Here is a 15418-nt window from a genome sequence, read left to right on the forward strand (position 1 = left end):
ACACTCTCCCAAATTTCGACCGTCGCCCGGTTAATCAATTCCCTTCGACTTGACTGATACGGGTATTAATGTTTTCCCAAATTTCCGGCCAGGATTCATCAAATCCCTCGGCTTTATAGCAGTCGCGAGCTCTCTTAAGTAGTTTCAGCGCCTCGACCTTATTACCCTGAGCGGCTGCGATTTCACCCAAATCCTCACAAGCCTGGCCGATCGCACTCTGGTTGTCGAGTCTTTCCGCCCAGGCCAGCACCGGCCGGAGCCACTGTCCCGCCTCGTCGTACTGCCCCAGGAAGCGATAGGTCATGCCGACGTGGTAGTCGGCGAACAGCTTGGCGACCTCGCCGGAGTACTGCCAATGGTAGTCGCGAGCTTTCTGATAACATTCCAGCGCGGAGTCATACTGCTGCCGGTCAAAATAGGTGGCGCCGAGATTGTTCCAAAGCGGTCCCAGCCAATTCTCCGCATCGGCGGCCTCGGCCGCCTCGATCCCGCGTCGCCCCCATTCAATCTGTTCATCCGGTGTTGCAGCGACGATTGCGATCATGTGAGCGGCATCAACCGCCCGACCGTAGAGAGCGTTCACGGTACAGTAGTTGTACATGGTTTCGAACGTCTGGCGGGCCTCGACCAGATTGTCGTCCTTCCACTCGAATCGGCCCCTGACGCCGAGATAGCGCGACCAGCCCATCGGGTCGGCATCGCTGGTTTTTTCAGCGGCATCGGCCAGCCATTCGCGCCCGACCTCCTTGTTACCCAGAAGGAGATTCATCCGGGCTGCCTGCGCCATAGCCTCGGCTTCAACCGACCGATTGAACTGCGCTCGGGCAGTTTCTATTACCTCCATGTATTTGTCTAACGCCGCCTGATAATCGCGCTGCTGGAAAATCTCATCGGCTTGCTCCAGCAGGGCATCAGCGGTTTGTTCGCTGTCTGTCACCGTAACCCCTTTCTCCACCTGATCGATTGCCGCAGCCGGAATCGCCGCCAGACCGCAGACCAAAACCAGGACCGGAATCAGATATTTCATGGCGCTCCTGCCCTATTACGAGGTTAAATCCATTTGGCCGAATATAATCGGCCGCAAACTGTTTGTCAGTATTAAGGATTTTAATCGCACCATCAGGGACTTCTACCAGACGACATTTTATCCCTCACCGATACTTCTCATCAGTTGGAACCAAACCTGTAGGTGGAAGGCCTTACTATGCCTCATCCTTCAGAATTTTCGCGAAGACGGTTGCGAACTTCGCTTTTGTTATTGAGACGCTGTCGATCCTGTTTGACAAAAGACACCGGTAACATATATTCCCCGCTATGAAAAAGTATGAGAGGTTTCTACTGCTCGGCGGCCTTGTGGCTGCCGTCCTGTGCGTGATTCTCTTATCACCGCCCGTTTTCGCTCAAGACAATACCAATAAGCCGGTGCTCGACTCGGCCACGGTCGCCAACGGTGAACCGGAATGCGTCCACCCGGCGCGATACGAGGACTCTGTCGAGGTTGAGGATTCGGCTGTCGTTGCGGCCGCCATGGTCGAAGAAGAACCACCGCCGCTTCCGGCCCGAAGAAGAACCCCGCCCGGTGTGAGTGATTTTCTGTTTGTCCCGAAATACTTCACCTTCGGGGCAATCATGCTCCTCGGGCTGATATTGTTGTTCGGTCGCTGGATCAACAAATGGGTGCGAATCGGCGTCATGGCGCTGTCGTTTTTCCTGTTCGGAGTCGGTCTCGTTTACCCGTTGCATCCCTCACCGATGTGCGGCCTTACCAAGCTGATTATGTTCCGCTTCACCTGGGGGCAATGGTTCCCGGCCTTCATTGCCATCGTGCTGGCGATGCTAGTCCCGAGCCTTATCGGACGCAAGCTGTTCTGCGGCTGGGTCTGCCCGCTCGGAGCGATGCAGGAGTTGATCAACAAGATTCCATTCCCCAAGAAGTTCAAGAATTTCAATTTCACGGCGTTTAACACGCTTCGTTTCGGCCTGCTCGTGATGTTTTTCATGACCTTCTTCTGGGTCATGGATCACATTCTTTACCTGGCCGAACAGGTCGGCGCCGATCCGACCGGTGATACCTGGGTGGCGTTTTCCTCGTACAGCATTTATGACTCGATCAATATGTTCCATCTGCTTCATTGGGAATACACCGATGCCTATTTCATCGCGGGATTTATCATTCTTTTCGTGGCCAGCCTGATGCTGTATCGGCCGTTCTGTTATCTGGTCTGTCCGATTGGTGCGATCACCTGGCTGCTCGAAAAAATCGCACCGGGAAGAATCCGGATCGATCATGATGCCTGCACCGAATGCGGCGCATGTATGGAAGCCTCCCCCTGTCCGACCATAAAGCCGCTGGTCGAACAAAATATGAAAGTTCTCCCCGATTGTACTTCGTGCGGGGAATGCGTGCGGGCATGTCCGGAGGATGCGATCAAATTCGGATTTAAGAAATAGCCGATAGAATCATTCGGAAATATGAACGGTCGGGCGTTTTTTGTCCGACCGTTTTTTTTCGTGGGCGGCAGACGTCATCGTCAGCCTGGTATCGACCTGCCCGGAACGTCTTTCCCACGAAAGGGAGTGTTGAAAAAGCCGTACGCGCGGATGTTCAGCAAAACACGTCAGTAATGCGGGCGACACAAGGCCGCCCGCTACGCGAGGTCAGGGTTCTTTAACGCGTAGCGGCGGGGCTTGTCTCCGCCGCGATGGAGGTTTGTCAACAATCCCCGAGGGGGGGAAATTCGCACCCAACACCTTTTCGGCACGTCTCGGGGAGACGTGCCCTACAATGTCAGGTTGCATGCAAGCAAACCTGACCTACTTCATCCGCTGCAGGTTCGAAGACGGACCTGTGCTACGGAAACTCACAAAGCCAGGCCCCACGTACTATCCGGTCAGTTGACCACTCCCAGCGTGTCCCAGGTGACCTGAGTGAGGTGCAGACCGTCCCAGCGGTAGCCGTACTTGACATGAAGTGTGGGACAACATGAAGGATCGTCGGGACCGTGGGTAACCATGTCGACCACGATGAAACCGTTGTTGGCCGCGACACCGTTGACGCGGGTGCGGTCGCCGAGTGATTCCTGAGCCAGGTCGAGCGGTTGGCCGTTTTCGTTGATCAAGACGTGCAACGAAGTAAAATACCCGGAACCACCGCCGGACCAACCGAACACGACAGCCGCATCGCCGTGGCCGTCGTCGTCGAGATCATCAAAGGCCGCTTTGATCATGTCGGCTTCCATGTACATATCCCGGTCGGCGGGATCGCTTTCATATCGGCCGTTCTCCAACACCACCGTCTGCCCCTCCATACCGAGATCGTACTCGGCGTTGGCGACATCCCCGGGGCCAAGTTTTGAGGTTGGCTCGGCCTTACCCCGGGGTTCTTCTTTCTTGCCGCAACCGGTGAACAGCAGCGTTGCCGCCACCAACAAAACGAGTATCCGAAACAATCCGTTCATATCGTCAATCCCCTTGTAAAAAGCCGCCCAGCAGATCGCCGCCGAAGCCGCCTATGCCTTTCTTTTCCCCTTTGTTGTTCCAGCGCGCGGCGGAAATAACCCGATCGGCCAGGCGCGAAAACGGCAAAGACTGGAGATAAACCTTGCCCGGCCCCTGCATCAAAGCGAAAAACAATCCCTCACCACCGAACAGGGCGTTTTTGAAACCACCGATATATTTAATGTCGTAATCCACCGTCGGGGCAAACGCGACAAGACAACCGGTGTCGACTCGCAGAATTTCACCGATCGCCAGCTCACGCTCGATGATCGTGCCGCCGGCATGGACGAATGCCAGACCGTCCCCTTCGAGCCGCTGCAGAATGAATCCCTCGCCGCCGAACAGCCCGGCTCCGATCCGTTTCGTAAAGGCGACCTCGATCTCGATCCCCTTGGCCGCGCAAAGGAACGAGTCTTTCTGGCAGATGAACTGCCCGCCCAACCGGGATAAATCGAGCGGGATCACCTTGCCCGGAAAAGGCGCTCCGAAGGCGGCGTGTCGTTTCGTTTGGCTGACGTTCATGAACGAAGTAATGAAAAAAGACTCACCTGTCACCATTCGTTTGAGCCCCCGAAAGATACCGCCGTCGGTCGAGGTCTGCATTTCGATGCCGTCTTCGAGATACATCATGGCTCCGGCCTCAGCGCGAACGGTTTCGCCCGGATCGAGTTCGACCTCCACGATCTGCATATCATCGCCAAAAATCCTGAAGTCTATTACGTCCGCCATCTTTATTTCTCCGATTGAAAAACGTGATACGATGAATTGCCGTAAGATCGTGAGCGAGGGCTGGTTTGTCAATGCCGCGACCGTGCGGGAATTAAAATTCTCACTGGTAGTTTGCGACGGATCGCATATATTGTCCCCTCATGGAGCATTTCGACCGCGACATACAGACGATTGGCCGCCTGCTCGAGGACCTGTTTCTGATCGACGCCATTTACCACCAGGGCGCCGACAAGATATCGATGTCGATTCGTTGCCGCTATGAGACGACTCGCTCGCTCAAGATGATCCGCGATCGCCTGACCACGGCCGGTTATGAATTCGAACTCGACAGCAGCGACGAGCCCTGCCTGCTGATTATCAATCCGCGACCGCGCCGGAAAATTCCAACAACCAACATCGTCATGTTCGTTACTACTGTGATAGCCGTCTATCTCGTTCCGGTTTATCTGCGCATGCTCAACGCCGCACCGACTTTTTCGGCAGCCTGGGACGACACGGTCGAAGCGCTGAAAAACGGCGCCGGGATCATGTTCACGATGGCGATGATTTCGATTCTGTTCGTTCATGAAATGGGACATTACATCGCGGGACGTCGGCGCAATATCGTCATGTCATGGCCGTTTTTCATCCCGGCTCCGAGCATAATCGGAACCTTCGGGGCAATCATCAAATCCAAATCACCCTTCTGGAACCGCCGCGATCTGATCGAGGTCGGCGCCGCCGGACCGATCGCCGGCTGGATCGTAGCCCTGATCTGGCTGATATACGGTTTGAGTCATTCACAGGTCATGCCTCCCAACTGGTTTAACCCGACCGAACTGGCCTTCTCGATGGACGGTGAATCGATCCTGATGCGCTTCCTGACCGGCATGATTCTGGGCACCGCTCCCGAGGGACACTATTTCCTGCTGTCCGAAGCTGCTTTTGCCGGCTGGGTCGGTCTTTTGGTAACGGCCCTCAACCTCCTGCCTATCGGTCAGCTTGACGGCGGACATATCCTTTACGGACTGGTGTGCAAGCGTCAGCATATCCTGGGGATAATCGCCACGGTCGGGTTGGTGGCGATGGGTTTCCTCTCCCCGACCTGGTGGGTATTTGCCGCTTTCGGTTTGATTTTCGGGATGAAACATCCGCCGACATTACACGATGCCACTCCGCCCGGACCGACCGCACGTGCGATGGGATGGATAGCTTTAGCGATTTTGGTGATATCGTTTACGCCGGTGCCGTTTCAGTAGCCCTGATCTCGTTTACCACGGAGAGATCGAACTCACGATCGTAAAGAGTTTTAAGATCGATTTTACCGTCGGCGATCAAATCCAGAAAAACTTCGACCAGGTCCGGATCGAACTGCTTCCCTTTGTATTTGATCAACTCGCTCACCGCCACATCGAGATCGGCGCCCTTGCGATAAGGCCGATCGGTTACGATGGCATCGAAAGTGTCGGCAACGCTCAGCAGGCGTCCCTCGATAGGGATATCCTCACCGGCCAGGCCGAGCGGATAACCGGAGCCGTCGTATGCTTCATGATGTGAAACGATATAAGGCTCGGCGGGACGGAAGAGGTCGATGCCCTGAATGATATTAAGACCGAGATTAGGATGATCCAGCATCAGTTTGTGCTCTTCCTCGGTCAGCTTGCCCGGCTTGTTGAGCACTGAGTCGGGGATGGCGATCTTGCCGATGTCGTGCAGGGTGCACCCCATCGCAAGAGCCTCGATACTTTTCTCGGACCAGCCCAACTCCCGTGCAATCGACTCAGCCAGACGGGACACGCGGTCGGTATGACCGGCGGTGTACTCGTCGCGGGCTTCAATCGCCTGAGCGAGACCGCGGATTGCCTGGAGATACGACTGTCGCAGATCCTGGTAAAGAGCAAAGTTGGTCATGGTGGCGGCCGCGGAGTTAGCCAGGATATTCAGTACGTTGATCTGGCCTTGAGTAAGCCGATCGAAACGAGCTTTGATCAGAAGATTGATGACACCGTGCAGCTTGCGCCGGGAGAAGATCGGCTGCGAGATGTAGATACGGCTCATCTGCATACCGCCTTCCTCGATCGGCTCCGAACTGATAATCGGTTTGCTGCTTTTGGTGAAATTAAAATGCTCGAGGGTTGACTCATCCAGCACCACCGCGTGCAGCGACTCATGCTCCGCTTCACAGGCTCGGCGCACGATTTCGTTGGTCTTGGGATTGACTTCGATCAATCCGGCGGCACAGGCGGACATCTCTTTGCGACAGGACCGTACCACCATAGACAGAAATTCGTCGATATCCACCTCGGCCCCGGCCGTACCGGCGACTTTCAGAAACTCCACCTGACCGCGCAGATGCAGATTCTCACGCACTATTCGCTGATGCGACAATCCGCGACGAATAGTAGCACGCAACAACTCCAGCTTGAACGGTTTGATGAGAAAATCAAAAGCCCCCTTCTTGAGAACCGAAATCGCCGTCTGAACCGTCGGGTGGGCGGTCATAAGAATGACAGCGGCGTCCTCATGATGGGTCAGGGTTGATTCGAGAACCTGAATTCCGGAGAACTCGCCCATAACCAGATCGGTCAACACCAGATCGACCGGGTTGTTTTCGATATAGGCGAGAGCTTCGGCTGGATCAGACATAGCCACAGTCTCATAATTCTCTGAGGCGAGCGCCTCGACTATGATACCGCAGATGTATTTCTCGTCATCGACAACTAAAAGGCTAGGCTTATCTTCGCCGATTCTCATCTCATTGGTTACCTTTCTGTCCTTTAACCTTATCGGATAAAAGGGCTCAAGGCTCACAGGTGAGTTTATTTCTGTTTAATTTTTGATCGGGAAGCGATAAAACGGCTTCAGAGCGCTTCGGCCATATATGAAGAGCGCACCAGCGGCGCGGAGAAAACGCGCTTGATTCCGGCAGCTTCGGCGGCTTTGCCGAAAACATCGAACTCTTCGGGAGTAACGTAACGAAACACCGGCTGATGTTTCATCGAGGGACGCAGGTATTGTCCGATGGTCAACATTACTACGCCGATCCGGGCCAGGTCCTCGAACACCGCCTGAAGCTCCTCAGGTGTTTCACCCAGACCGACCATGAGACCGGATTTGGTGGGAATGCCGGATGTCCGGCCGATGTAATCGAGCAGGGCCAGCGAACGTTGATAATCGGCCCCGGGGCGAACAATTTTATAAAGACGGGGAACGGTTTCGACATTGTGGTTAAAAACGTCCGGAGCGGCGGCAATGATGATGTCGGGGGCTTCGGTACTTCCCCGAAAATCAGGCGTAAGAAGCTCAACGGTGGCACTCGGGATAGCCCGGCGGATCTCGGCAACCGTCCGGGCAAAATGGTCGGCGCCGCCGTCGGGGAGGTCATCTCGCGTAACCGAAGTCACCACCACGTGTTTGAGTTTCAACTCGGCAGCCATCAGGCCGACTCGTTGTGGTTCGGTCGGATCGAGCGGGTGGGGCTTACCCCCTTGAATATCACAGAAGGTACAATTACGGCTACAAACAGGCCCCATGATGAGAAAAGTAGCTGTTCCACGATTGAAACACTCCCCGCGATTGGGGCAGTTGGCCGCCTGACAGACGGTATTCAACCCCAGCTCCTTGAGCCTTCGGGTAACCTCATTAAAACCCTGACCGCGAAACGCAGAAACCTTGAGCCAGGGAGGTTTTCTTTCGTAGGGGCGGATAAGCCTGATCCTTTCTATGTTAAACAGACACAACGACCTTATTTGCCACCGGTCGATGATACTCAATATGTATGGGAATCGGCCGATAATCAACACAAAGGATTAAAGTCGTATAATCGAAGGAGCAAGCGCATGAAACGCCTTTCGGCCGCGGCATTATGCCTGGTCTTGATCATAGCTGCCACTGTCGGCGCGGTTGATAAAAGCAATCCGGTGATCAAACCACTCGGAAGTTCAACGATACATACTCTCCGCACCGGCGCCCGTCTTTCAGCGGCCGATACCTGCACCGGCCTGAATGCCGATTCATTGGCCTGGCTGATTCAGTCCTGGATCATCGGCGATGAACTGTACAAGGCATACATCGATCCGGAGTTGACCTGCCCCGCTCCTTATCCGTTCACGATCCTCGAAGTACACATGTTCCTTAATTTCGATGCCCCCACACCAATCATATACGGTGCGGATATCGAAGCCGCCGACTGGACCAACAGCTCCTGCCCGGCTCCGGGGGAACTGCTCTACTACAGCGATAATTTCAGCGATGAGGTGCCGGAGGCCAACCTTTACGACATCTGGGTCGAGTTGGATACACCGGTAGTCGTCAACGAACCGTTCTTTGCCGGATTTTATATCGGTGGCGGACTGGCCGACACTTGCAATCCCTGTCTGGTAACCGATGTCACACCGGTGACCTGCAACTCCTACAATATCTGGGATGAAAATGTTGGTTTTATCGACCTGGTGAACAATAGCTATTACAACTTCCCCGGCAGAATCTGGCTGTTCGTGGTCGGGATAACCGGCGGACACGGCGGCGCACAACCGGAGCCGGTGGTTGTGATGATGAGTCCGGCCGCAAGCGCCAACCTGCTCGGTTCGGCTGATCTCTGGGCCTGGGAACAGTCCGGTTCGGATATTATCGACTACGTGTCGTTCGAATACTCGACCGGCGGCGCTTACACGGAGATCGGTCGTGATTACGAAGGCTTACGTCCGTTGCGTGACGGCTCCCATGCAATCCTTGCAGGCAACGGCTATAGCTACGATTGGGATTTCTCCTCTCTGGCCGAAGGGAGTTACTATATTCGTACGACAGCAGTTGACACGCTGGGACGCAGTTCGGCTGATTCAGTCGCCGTTTATCTCGAACCCACTCCTCCGAAACCGACAATCGTTTCACCCGATTTCGGCGATACGATTTGTACACCGGTCAATATCCTGATGCAATGCAACGATGCCGACATGCTGTACGTTGAGATGAGTCGTAAAATGGCTTCATCCGGTTATTCGCTGGGACTGGATCAGGTCAACGCCGCCGGTTTAGGATATTATCGCACCGGCCCGGTGGCGGTGGCAATCGCGGTCAAAGCCTGGTTTGATCGTGGGTTCTCGTATCTGATGAAATCCGGCTCCAACTACGAAACCACGTTCGAGCTGGCCGGAAAGATCGCCAACGCTATCCCGATAAACGACTCAACCGACAGTTATGACGAACTGCTTTTAACCGGCGTCAGGAAATTTTTCATTCCACGCGGCAACTTGCTCGAATACGATTATATGCGCAATCCGGACTATCTCGAAATGCGTTCCTGGGTCGAAGAACTGGAACGGGTGGTAGTGATCGGACTCAGCGGTGATATCGGTGTCTATATGACGGTTGATGGTTTCCCCGGCTGGGAACAACCGGACGGCAGCTACAATATAACTGTTTCGGATCCTTTGACGGGCACGATCGTGACGCTCCCGATGCGGCAATACGCCGGAGTCAACCAGGTTCAATACGAAGGATCATGGCTCAATATCGACATCATGATCTCATTCTACGTGAAGGACTGGACTTCGACTCGTCAAACGATCGGCGGTGATTTTAACAGCGCCGACGGCTGGTCGTTCAACTGGACGCCGACCGGCCTGTACGAGGATTCGCTGTATTTCATTCGAAGCAAAGGAACCGACGGTTCCGGCTTCTCCGATATTTCAACGATTATGACTCGTTACAACTGCAGTGCGGTTTACCTGGCCGGTGATTACAACAACGACGGCTCCACCGATGTTACCGATCTGGTTTATCTGATCGACAATATCGTTCATGCCGGGCCGGCTCCGGTGGGCGGCGCCAGTCGGGCCGATGCCAACGGCGACGGACTGATCAGTGTTTCCGATATCATTTATTATCTCAATTTCATCTTCACCGGAATGTCGCAACCGGCTCACTAACGGAGTTATAGACCCAAGTACGAAGGCCGCCCCGAGGGGCGGCCTTTTTTCATTGTGAAGTCTTGCGTCCGACAGCGGCGCTGACCGCCCGCTGGGCAATCTCGGATGAAATGCCGCAGATCGAGATGAGGCTGTCGATCGCTTCATCAAGATGCGCCAGCCAGTCCTTGTCGGGATAACGGGTACGGAGGTCATCGGTTACTTCATCGGCAATGGTCGCGATGTACCCGGCATACTGCTGCCGTTTGCCGATCTTGAGGAAGGGGATGACATACCTGGTGGCTAACTGTGAGGCCAGCATAAGCCCGATCGAGCCAAGCAGCCCCAGCCAGGATGAGGAACTGGTCAGGAACGATTCCATGAATTCTCCTTTCGATATTCATTGCATGGTTATTACCAGCGAAAACGCCAGGTCGTGGAGTCCGGGACGTTCAGCCTCCGACGGAAAATAGCGCCGTCGTTACGGGTAATGGTAAACTCGTAGTCGGCACCCTCGAAACCGAGCGAGTCGGAGGGCAACAGGTCCAGAGCGAAATACCCGGTGGAGTCGGTTCCGGCCGTAACCGCTACGGGTGAGATAATAGCCCAGCCGTAGCTGGTCATACCGGTCGGGATGCGAGCCGCCACGGTTGCTCCAACCTCAGGGGAGCCATCGGCTGTAAACAGAAAGCCCCACACACGACAGAAAGCCGGCAGTTCGGGAGCGTCCGGGATGAACTGAAAAGCAAACAGGGTATCCTCCCCCGGGCCATCGACCGCTACCGTGTCATAAGCCCGGAAGGTAAAACCGGGGGCGGTTGCTGTTATCAAATAAGAAGCGGCATCGAGATTGAACCGGGCGATACCCTCAATATCGCTCCTGCCCGAAGCCAGCACGCTCGACTGGTTCAGACTCCGCACCGTTATTCCCGCTCCCGGTACAGCCAGTCCGGTGGCGCTGTCTATCAGGCGAACAGAACATGAATACGCCCCGCCGCCGGAACTGATTCCGGAGATATCGGTATCGAGATATCCGCCGAAACTCCCGGACAGGTTATGAAGCGATTGCGGCACATCCCAAACCCAACGACCGATGGAAGCAGAATCAGCTCCCCGTTCGGTGCGATTGCTGTCGATGATGCCGCCTTTGACCAGAACCGAGTCATCAACCGCCGCCAGTTGATCCGACAGCTCGGTCGAGATGAGCTGGAAACTCGTTCGGTTCGGTGTCAACAACGACAACGTGCCGCTGTGAGCGAGAAGAGTGAGACAATAACAACCGGTACTGCCGGAGCCGTCGAGATTCGAAACCTGCTCCGCGAAGCTGTAGCACTGGTTCGCCCCGATGCTGGTTGCGGTGATGCGGCTGTCGGAGATCGCCAACGAATCAGCGGCGGTGATGGTTCCCGAAGGCCCTACTACCAGCAGATAGACCGAATCGGCAACGGCGGGATTACCGAGCGAATCGAGCGAGTAGAAAAACACCGACAGGGAATCTTCCGACGATACCGACACACTCGAGTTGTTCACGACCGCGGCGTTGACCGAGAAAACCAAAGCTATCACGATAAAAGCAAGAATGACGCGCATGGACTTGCACCTCTCAGTTGATTTGCGGATCAAGGAAATCAGAAGCAATAACGCATCGACGACGCCGGGGGGAAGTCGTAACGCTATCACCGGTATAAAGCAACAACAACGGATAATATCCCGGGCCGGACTCGGATGACTTCAGAATCTTAGCACTGAGATTGACAGGAAGTTCGTTCTGGTTGATGAGGATGAAACCGTAGTTGGCGCCGCCGGTGTCCCAGTAAGTCAGGATCCGGTTGAAATTCCGGAAGGAAAAATACTGGCCGGTGCCATTGATCATCGTGGTACAAGCTACCATCGTGGTGTAGTCGCCCCCCGCGTTATTCCATAACAGGGAGTCGCCATCACCCGTATCCAGATAGCGATGCAGCCAGGTAACGCCGCTATCAGGATTGGGGTAGTCACCAAGGCCGTAGGCTGCTTCATTTCCGGCGATGAACGGTGTGGTCAACGGATAAAGGAAGATCCTTCGCTGAAGTATGCTGCTCTGGACGTAGCAATATACTTTAAACTCCGATGAGTCAGGAACCACCCCGTCCCAACCGGTCAGACGAAACAGAATGCGCCGATCCTGGGCGCTTCCCAGAAGCCCTACTCCCATGTTGTAAACACCGCCGCCGTTGTAGCGGCGACAGTCTTCACCGGTGACCTCGCCGTTGCAATCGGACCAGGAATAAATGACGGCGTCAACCATATCTGAAACTCCCCTGAGGGTATCGACCGCGGCTTTGGGACGATTCGGCAGGAGCAGACATAGGATGAGAACAAGTAAGGCAGCCCTCATTTGGTCGTCTCTTTCTTCACCGTCGTCTTGCCGTCGGCGGTTGTTTCCCCGGTGAGCGGTCGTGTATTTTGCCGAATCTCTTCGAGCAGTTGCCAGAATTTCTTATGGCGTGTCGAAGGAGGTGTCGATTTGAGTCGCATTTCGAACATTTTCAGAAAATCTCCCAGTTTGGGCGGATTGCTTTTTATCTGTTGCAGAACCAGTTCATAGACCTCGTTCAGGAGGTTGTCGAAAAGCCCGATGACCTGAAGCTGGTCCGCTTCTTCCGCCGATTTAATTGTCATTCAGCTACCCATCTCAATTACCAGCAGATCACTGGTCACGGCTGCCGGTGATGCGGCCGTGCGGGCGACCTTGACCCCCTGGTTGGATTCCCGGCCGACGACATAGCTGCGCTGTTCACCACGGGAGCGAATCATGACCAGCGGTGTGTCAATCGTATCAGGCAGGTGATTACCGCGATGGTCGACCAGATCGACATAAAGGAGTTGCTGGGCATTGTCGTCGAGATCCACTCGACCGAAAAGTAATGCGGTATCCGAGCCGATTCGTTCGAGGACCGCGAATTCTATCTGCTCCCATATCGCCAGGCCCCAGACGGCGATGTCCGGGACGAACCACATCCGATGCGATTTAAGGCGTTCCAATCCTGTAATCATGTTCCTCTCCTAGCTGTGGGTGGGACTGACCGGGCCGCTCAAGCCGGGTCGGAAATCATCGAGATAACGGCGCGAGCGTTGGGCAAATTGCTCGGCCAGTTTGATCCAGGCCAACGCCGCGCGGTCGCTGTCGGGCTGGGCGCTCAACTGACGGGTGGCGGCGCTGAGGCTGACAATCTCCAGCGCCCGATACACCGCCGCCGCTTGCAGAGCCGGTTCCGCACCGAACTGCCGGTCGGGGTCAACTTCGGCCGAGACCATCCCGTTCGCCTCAGCAACGGCCGAAGCCAGTACGGTCTCCGAGTAGACCGTTCGGTTCGGACGGTAATCGAGCCGGACCTGTTCGTTCAGCGCTATGTCTCCGCCGGTCAATCGACGCAGATAACCGTCCTCGGCGTCGAGGCTGTAGTCGCTGCCGGAGCGGTAAAGGTAATAGCTGAGATACCAGACCGACACCTCCGTTCCTTCATCCAGCGCCCCGGACGATTTGATCGCAAGGGCGCCGTTGTCGTAGTCGATCACGTAATCGACATTCTCGATAAAGACGTGTCCGAGAGAGCTGTTCGAGGCAACCACAACGGAGCCTTCCACGAGAGGCAAACCGGAAAGCGGCGTTAGTGCGGACAGCACCAGAGTTGCCCGCTGCAACGCGCCGGATCGGAGCGACTTCACCCGAAAGCTGTCAGCTTCGACATCACCCGCGTAAAACATGATCGGATCGTTACTATCGAAAGTCAGGAGTTGATTGCGGATACGATCCACAGCGGGCGTTCTGGAAATCAGATGGCGTCTTACCATATCTACGGTGGCATAGGACATGTGCTACCTCCTCACACAGAATGCGGTCAGGTTGCTGATCGAAGTAATCTGACTGCCGACCGGCGCCGTGCTGAAATTATCAGTGACCTCGATCCTGATCCAGTAGAGGTTTTGTCCGTTTATGGTCGTTTTCTGCCAGTCGACCGGAGCCGATGCAAGATCGTCGAATAACAGCAGTTCTTTGTCGGCTGCATCGAAATCGTAAGCTCCTCCGTCCGGGGTGAAGGGCGTGAAAGCCGAACCGTTGAAATAGGCAAAAGCGACCGATCCACCAACCCCCGCCGTGGACAGCAGCAACCGCACGAAACGAAATGGCCGAATCGAGCCGAGATAGAGTTGATCACCGGCCTGGGCAAGCAACGCTCCGCTGTCCGGATGGTACAGGTCGGCAACGGCGGCATCGGCGGCAACCGAAGTCAAATCGGCAAAACTCGAAGATGCTCCGGACCAGGCCAGAACCGCATGGAAACAATCCGAAGCGGTCAACAACGGTTCCGGATCGGAGAAGCTGCCCATACGGCGCGTAACGATCATCGGGCGAAACTGCCCGGCAGCGAACTGACTGAGATAGCAGGCAACCGGACAATTGCCGACAAATTTCAGCCGAGGCCAGAACGCTTCGTTTTCATCGAGGGTAGCAATCGCCCCCCAGTTGGCTCCGTCGTATTCCCGGTATTTGAGCTGGTCACCGTCGAACAATACCCCGATCAGCCCTTCATCCGACACGGCGATATCGAAATGCTGATCCAATACGATTCCGGTCGACACCACCGCCACCGCCGCCTCGAACGCCTCTCCACCAAGAGGCATCGACCGCACGGCCAGCAGATCGCCGCCGTCCACGTAGAAAACGTGAATGTTCAGACTGTCAAGGGCAATGCGACTGTAAAGCAACGTCGTTCCGGAATTGAGGACATAACCGGTATCGGAAGTCCCCGTCCCCCAAGTCAGGCCGAGATCATCGGAGGACTTGACGTGCAGGTAATAAAAACTTCCTTCCTTGCGGCTGAAAGAAATCCACAATCTCCCGTCCGGATCGACCGCCAGGGACGGATAATAACCGACTTGACCGTCATAGACGGTGATCCGGGCGCCGCTGGTCCAGTTGCCGCCCGTAAAACCGACGTGCCGAGTGACGACATACTCCGAAGTGCGTTCGGTATATGCCAGTTGTATGGCGCCATCGGCATCCATCACAGCGTCAAACGGCACGTCGGCGGCGTCGGAAGCCAGGTTGATCGGGGTGGACCAGACGGCATAAGGCGGATCGGTCCAGGTCAACTGGATCACGTTGGCGGTGTTCTGAAATACCAGCGCCATACGTCCGGCGTAGGCGCCCGTCGCGACTTTCATCAACAGACGACAACCGGGATTACCCAAACCGCAGGCGCCGGTCGGATTAGTGATTTTAACGTCCATCTTACTCCCTAATAGTGGGCGGGAATCCGCTT

At 55.4% G+C, this 15418-nt stretch carries 15 protein-coding genes; 3 read left to right on the forward strand and 12 right to left on the reverse strand.

Going from position 1 to position 15418, the window contains the following annotated elements; translation table 11 throughout:
• Nucleotides 1–34: 34 nt before the first annotated feature.
• Nucleotides 35–1027: a tetratricopeptide repeat protein gene (locus tag PLF13_01835; protein HOP06011.1), complete on the reverse strand. Its 993-nt coding sequence runs from the start codon at nt 1025–1027 to the stop codon at nt 35–37.
• Between the two features lie 287 nt (nt 1028–1314).
• On the opposite strand from PLF13_01835, the gene PLF13_01840 reads away from it, so the two are divergent.
• Complete coding sequence (locus PLF13_01840; GenBank protein HOP06012.1) at nt 1315–2451, forward strand: 4Fe-4S binding protein; 1137 nt, start codon at nt 1315–1317, stop codon at nt 2449–2451.
• A gap of 440 nt (nt 2452–2891) precedes the next feature.
• Here PLF13_01840 and PLF13_01845 read toward each other — a convergent pair whose 3' ends face one another.
• On the reverse strand, nt 2892–3458 hold the full coding sequence (locus PLF13_01845; GenBank protein ID HOP06013.1) for a hypothetical protein: 567 nt from the start codon (nt 3456–3458) through the stop codon (nt 2892–2894).
• A 4-nt stretch (nt 3459–3462) separates the two neighbouring features.
• Nucleotides 3463–4227, reverse strand: coding sequence for a TIGR00266 family protein (locus tag PLF13_01850; protein HOP06014.1), 765 nt, complete (start codon nt 4225–4227; stop codon nt 3463–3465).
• Between the two features lie 140 nt (nt 4228–4367).
• On the opposite strand from PLF13_01850, the gene PLF13_01855 reads away from it, so the two are divergent.
• Nucleotides 4368–5465 carry a site-2 protease family protein gene (locus tag PLF13_01855; protein HOP06015.1) on the forward strand — a complete coding sequence of 366 codons (1098 nt, stop codon included), beginning with the start codon at nt 4368–4370 and terminating at the stop codon, nt 5463–5465.
• Here PLF13_01855 and PLF13_01860 read toward each other — a convergent pair.
• Nucleotides 5443–6960 carry a response regulator gene (locus PLF13_01860; protein HOP06016.1) on the reverse strand — a complete coding sequence of 506 codons (1518 nt, stop codon included), beginning with the start codon at nt 6958–6960 and terminating at the stop codon, nt 5443–5445. The two genes, PLF13_01855 and PLF13_01860, sit on opposite strands and share 23 nt — an antisense overlap.
• Nucleotides 6961–7067: 107 nt before the next feature.
• Nucleotides 7068–7913: a lipoyl synthase gene (gene lipA / locus PLF13_01865; GenBank protein HOP06017.1), complete on the reverse strand. Its 846-nt coding sequence runs from the start codon at nt 7911–7913 to the stop codon at nt 7068–7070.
• A 132-nt stretch (nt 7914–8045) separates the two neighbouring features.
• On the opposite strand from lipA, the gene PLF13_01870 reads away from it, so the two are divergent.
• The gene (locus PLF13_01870) at nt 8046–10133 is read left to right on the forward strand and encodes a dockerin type I repeat-containing protein (GenBank protein HOP06018.1); all 2088 of its coding nucleotides are present in this window, start codon (nt 8046–8048) and stop codon (nt 10131–10133) included.
• Nucleotides 10134–10182: 49 nt separating this feature from the next.
• Here the strand turns inward: PLF13_01870 and PLF13_01875 are convergent, their stop codons facing one another.
• The 7 genes from PLF13_01875 to PLF13_01905 are packed head-to-tail and all read right to left on the reverse strand — an operon-like array spanning nt 10183 to nt 15386.
• Entirely contained in the window at nt 10183–10494 is a 312-nt protein-coding gene (locus PLF13_01875; protein HOP06019.1) for a hypothetical protein, read from the reverse strand.
• A gap of 32 nt (nt 10495–10526) precedes the next feature.
• Entirely contained in the window at nt 10527–11702 is a 1176-nt protein-coding gene (locus PLF13_01880; protein HOP06020.1) for a carboxypeptidase-like regulatory domain-containing protein, read from the reverse strand.
• Nucleotides 11703–11715: 13 nt separating this feature from the next.
• Nucleotides 11716–12489, reverse strand: coding sequence for a hypothetical protein (locus PLF13_01885; protein HOP06021.1), 774 nt, complete (start codon nt 12487–12489; stop codon nt 11716–11718).
• Nucleotides 12486–12773 (reverse strand): hypothetical protein, encoded by a 288-nt coding sequence (locus tag PLF13_01890; GenBank protein ID HOP06022.1) that lies wholly within the window; start codon nt 12771–12773, stop codon nt 12486–12488. The genes PLF13_01885 and PLF13_01890 overlap by 4 nt, the downstream gene beginning before the upstream one ends.
• On the reverse strand, nt 12774–13148 hold the full coding sequence (locus tag PLF13_01895; GenBank protein HOP06023.1) for a hypothetical protein: 375 nt from the start codon (nt 13146–13148) through the stop codon (nt 12774–12776).
• Nucleotides 13149–13157: 9 nt separating this feature from the next.
• Nucleotides 13158–13967, reverse strand: coding sequence for a hypothetical protein (locus PLF13_01900; GenBank protein HOP06024.1), 810 nt, complete (start codon nt 13965–13967; stop codon nt 13158–13160).
• Between the two features lie 3 nt (nt 13968–13970).
• Nucleotides 13971–15386 (reverse strand): hypothetical protein, encoded by a 1416-nt coding sequence (locus PLF13_01905; GenBank protein HOP06025.1) that lies wholly within the window; start codon nt 15384–15386, stop codon nt 13971–13973.
• Between the last annotated feature and the right edge of the window lie 32 nt (nt 15387–15418).

Source organism: Candidatus Zixiibacteriota bacterium, from assembly GCA_035380245.1.
Taxonomy (GTDB): Bacteria; Zixibacteria; MSB-5A5; order GN15; family FEB-12; genus DAOSXA01.

What these genes read in the sequence shown, in the direction of transcription:
- PLF13_01835 (HOP06011.1), bottom strand. Translation starts at nt 1,027, where the DNA reads ATGAAATATCTGATTCCGGTCCTGGTTTTGGTCTGCGGTCTGGCGGCG.
- PLF13_01840 (HOP06012.1), top strand. Translation starts at nt 1,315, where the DNA reads ATGAAAAAGTATGAGAGGTTTCTACTGCTCGGCGGCCTTGTGGCTGCC.
- PLF13_01845 (HOP06013.1), bottom strand. Translation starts at nt 3,458, where the DNA reads ATGAACGGATTGTTTCGGATACTCGTTTTGTTGGTGGCGGCAACGCTG.
- PLF13_01850 (HOP06014.1), bottom strand. Translation starts at nt 4,227, where the DNA reads ATGGCGGACGTAATAGACTTCAGGATTTTTGGCGATGATATGCAGATC.
- PLF13_01855 (HOP06015.1), top strand. Translation starts at nt 4,368, where the DNA reads ATGGAGCATTTCGACCGCGACATACAGACGATTGGCCGCCTGCTCGAG.
- PLF13_01860 (HOP06016.1), bottom strand. Translation starts at nt 6,960, where the DNA reads ATGAGAATCGGCGAAGATAAGCCTAGCCTTTTAGTTGTCGATGACGAG.
- PLF13_01870 (HOP06018.1), top strand. Translation starts at nt 8,046, where the DNA reads ATGAAACGCCTTTCGGCCGCGGCATTATGCCTGGTCTTGATCATAGCT.
- PLF13_01875 (HOP06019.1), bottom strand. Translation starts at nt 10,494, where the DNA reads ATGGAATCGTTCCTGACCAGTTCCTCATCCTGGCTGGGGCTGCTTGGC.
- PLF13_01880 (HOP06020.1), bottom strand. Translation starts at nt 11,702, where the DNA reads ATGCGCGTCATTCTTGCTTTTATCGTGATAGCTTTGGTTTTCTCGGTC.
- PLF13_01885 (HOP06021.1), bottom strand. Translation starts at nt 12,489, where the DNA reads ATGAGGGCTGCCTTACTTGTTCTCATCCTATGTCTGCTCCTGCCGAAT.
- PLF13_01890 (HOP06022.1), bottom strand. Translation starts at nt 12,773, where the DNA reads ATGACAATTAAATCGGCGGAAGAAGCGGACCAGCTTCAGGTCATCGGG.
- PLF13_01895 (HOP06023.1), bottom strand. Translation starts at nt 13,148, where the DNA reads ATGATTACAGGATTGGAACGCCTTAAATCGCATCGGATGTGGTTCGTC.
- PLF13_01900 (HOP06024.1), bottom strand. Translation starts at nt 13,967, where the DNA reads ATGTCCTATGCCACCGTAGATATGGTAAGACGCCATCTGATTTCCAGA.
- PLF13_01905 (HOP06025.1), bottom strand. Translation starts at nt 15,386, where the DNA reads ATGGACGTTAAAATCACTAATCCGACCGGCGCCTGCGGTTTGGGTAAT.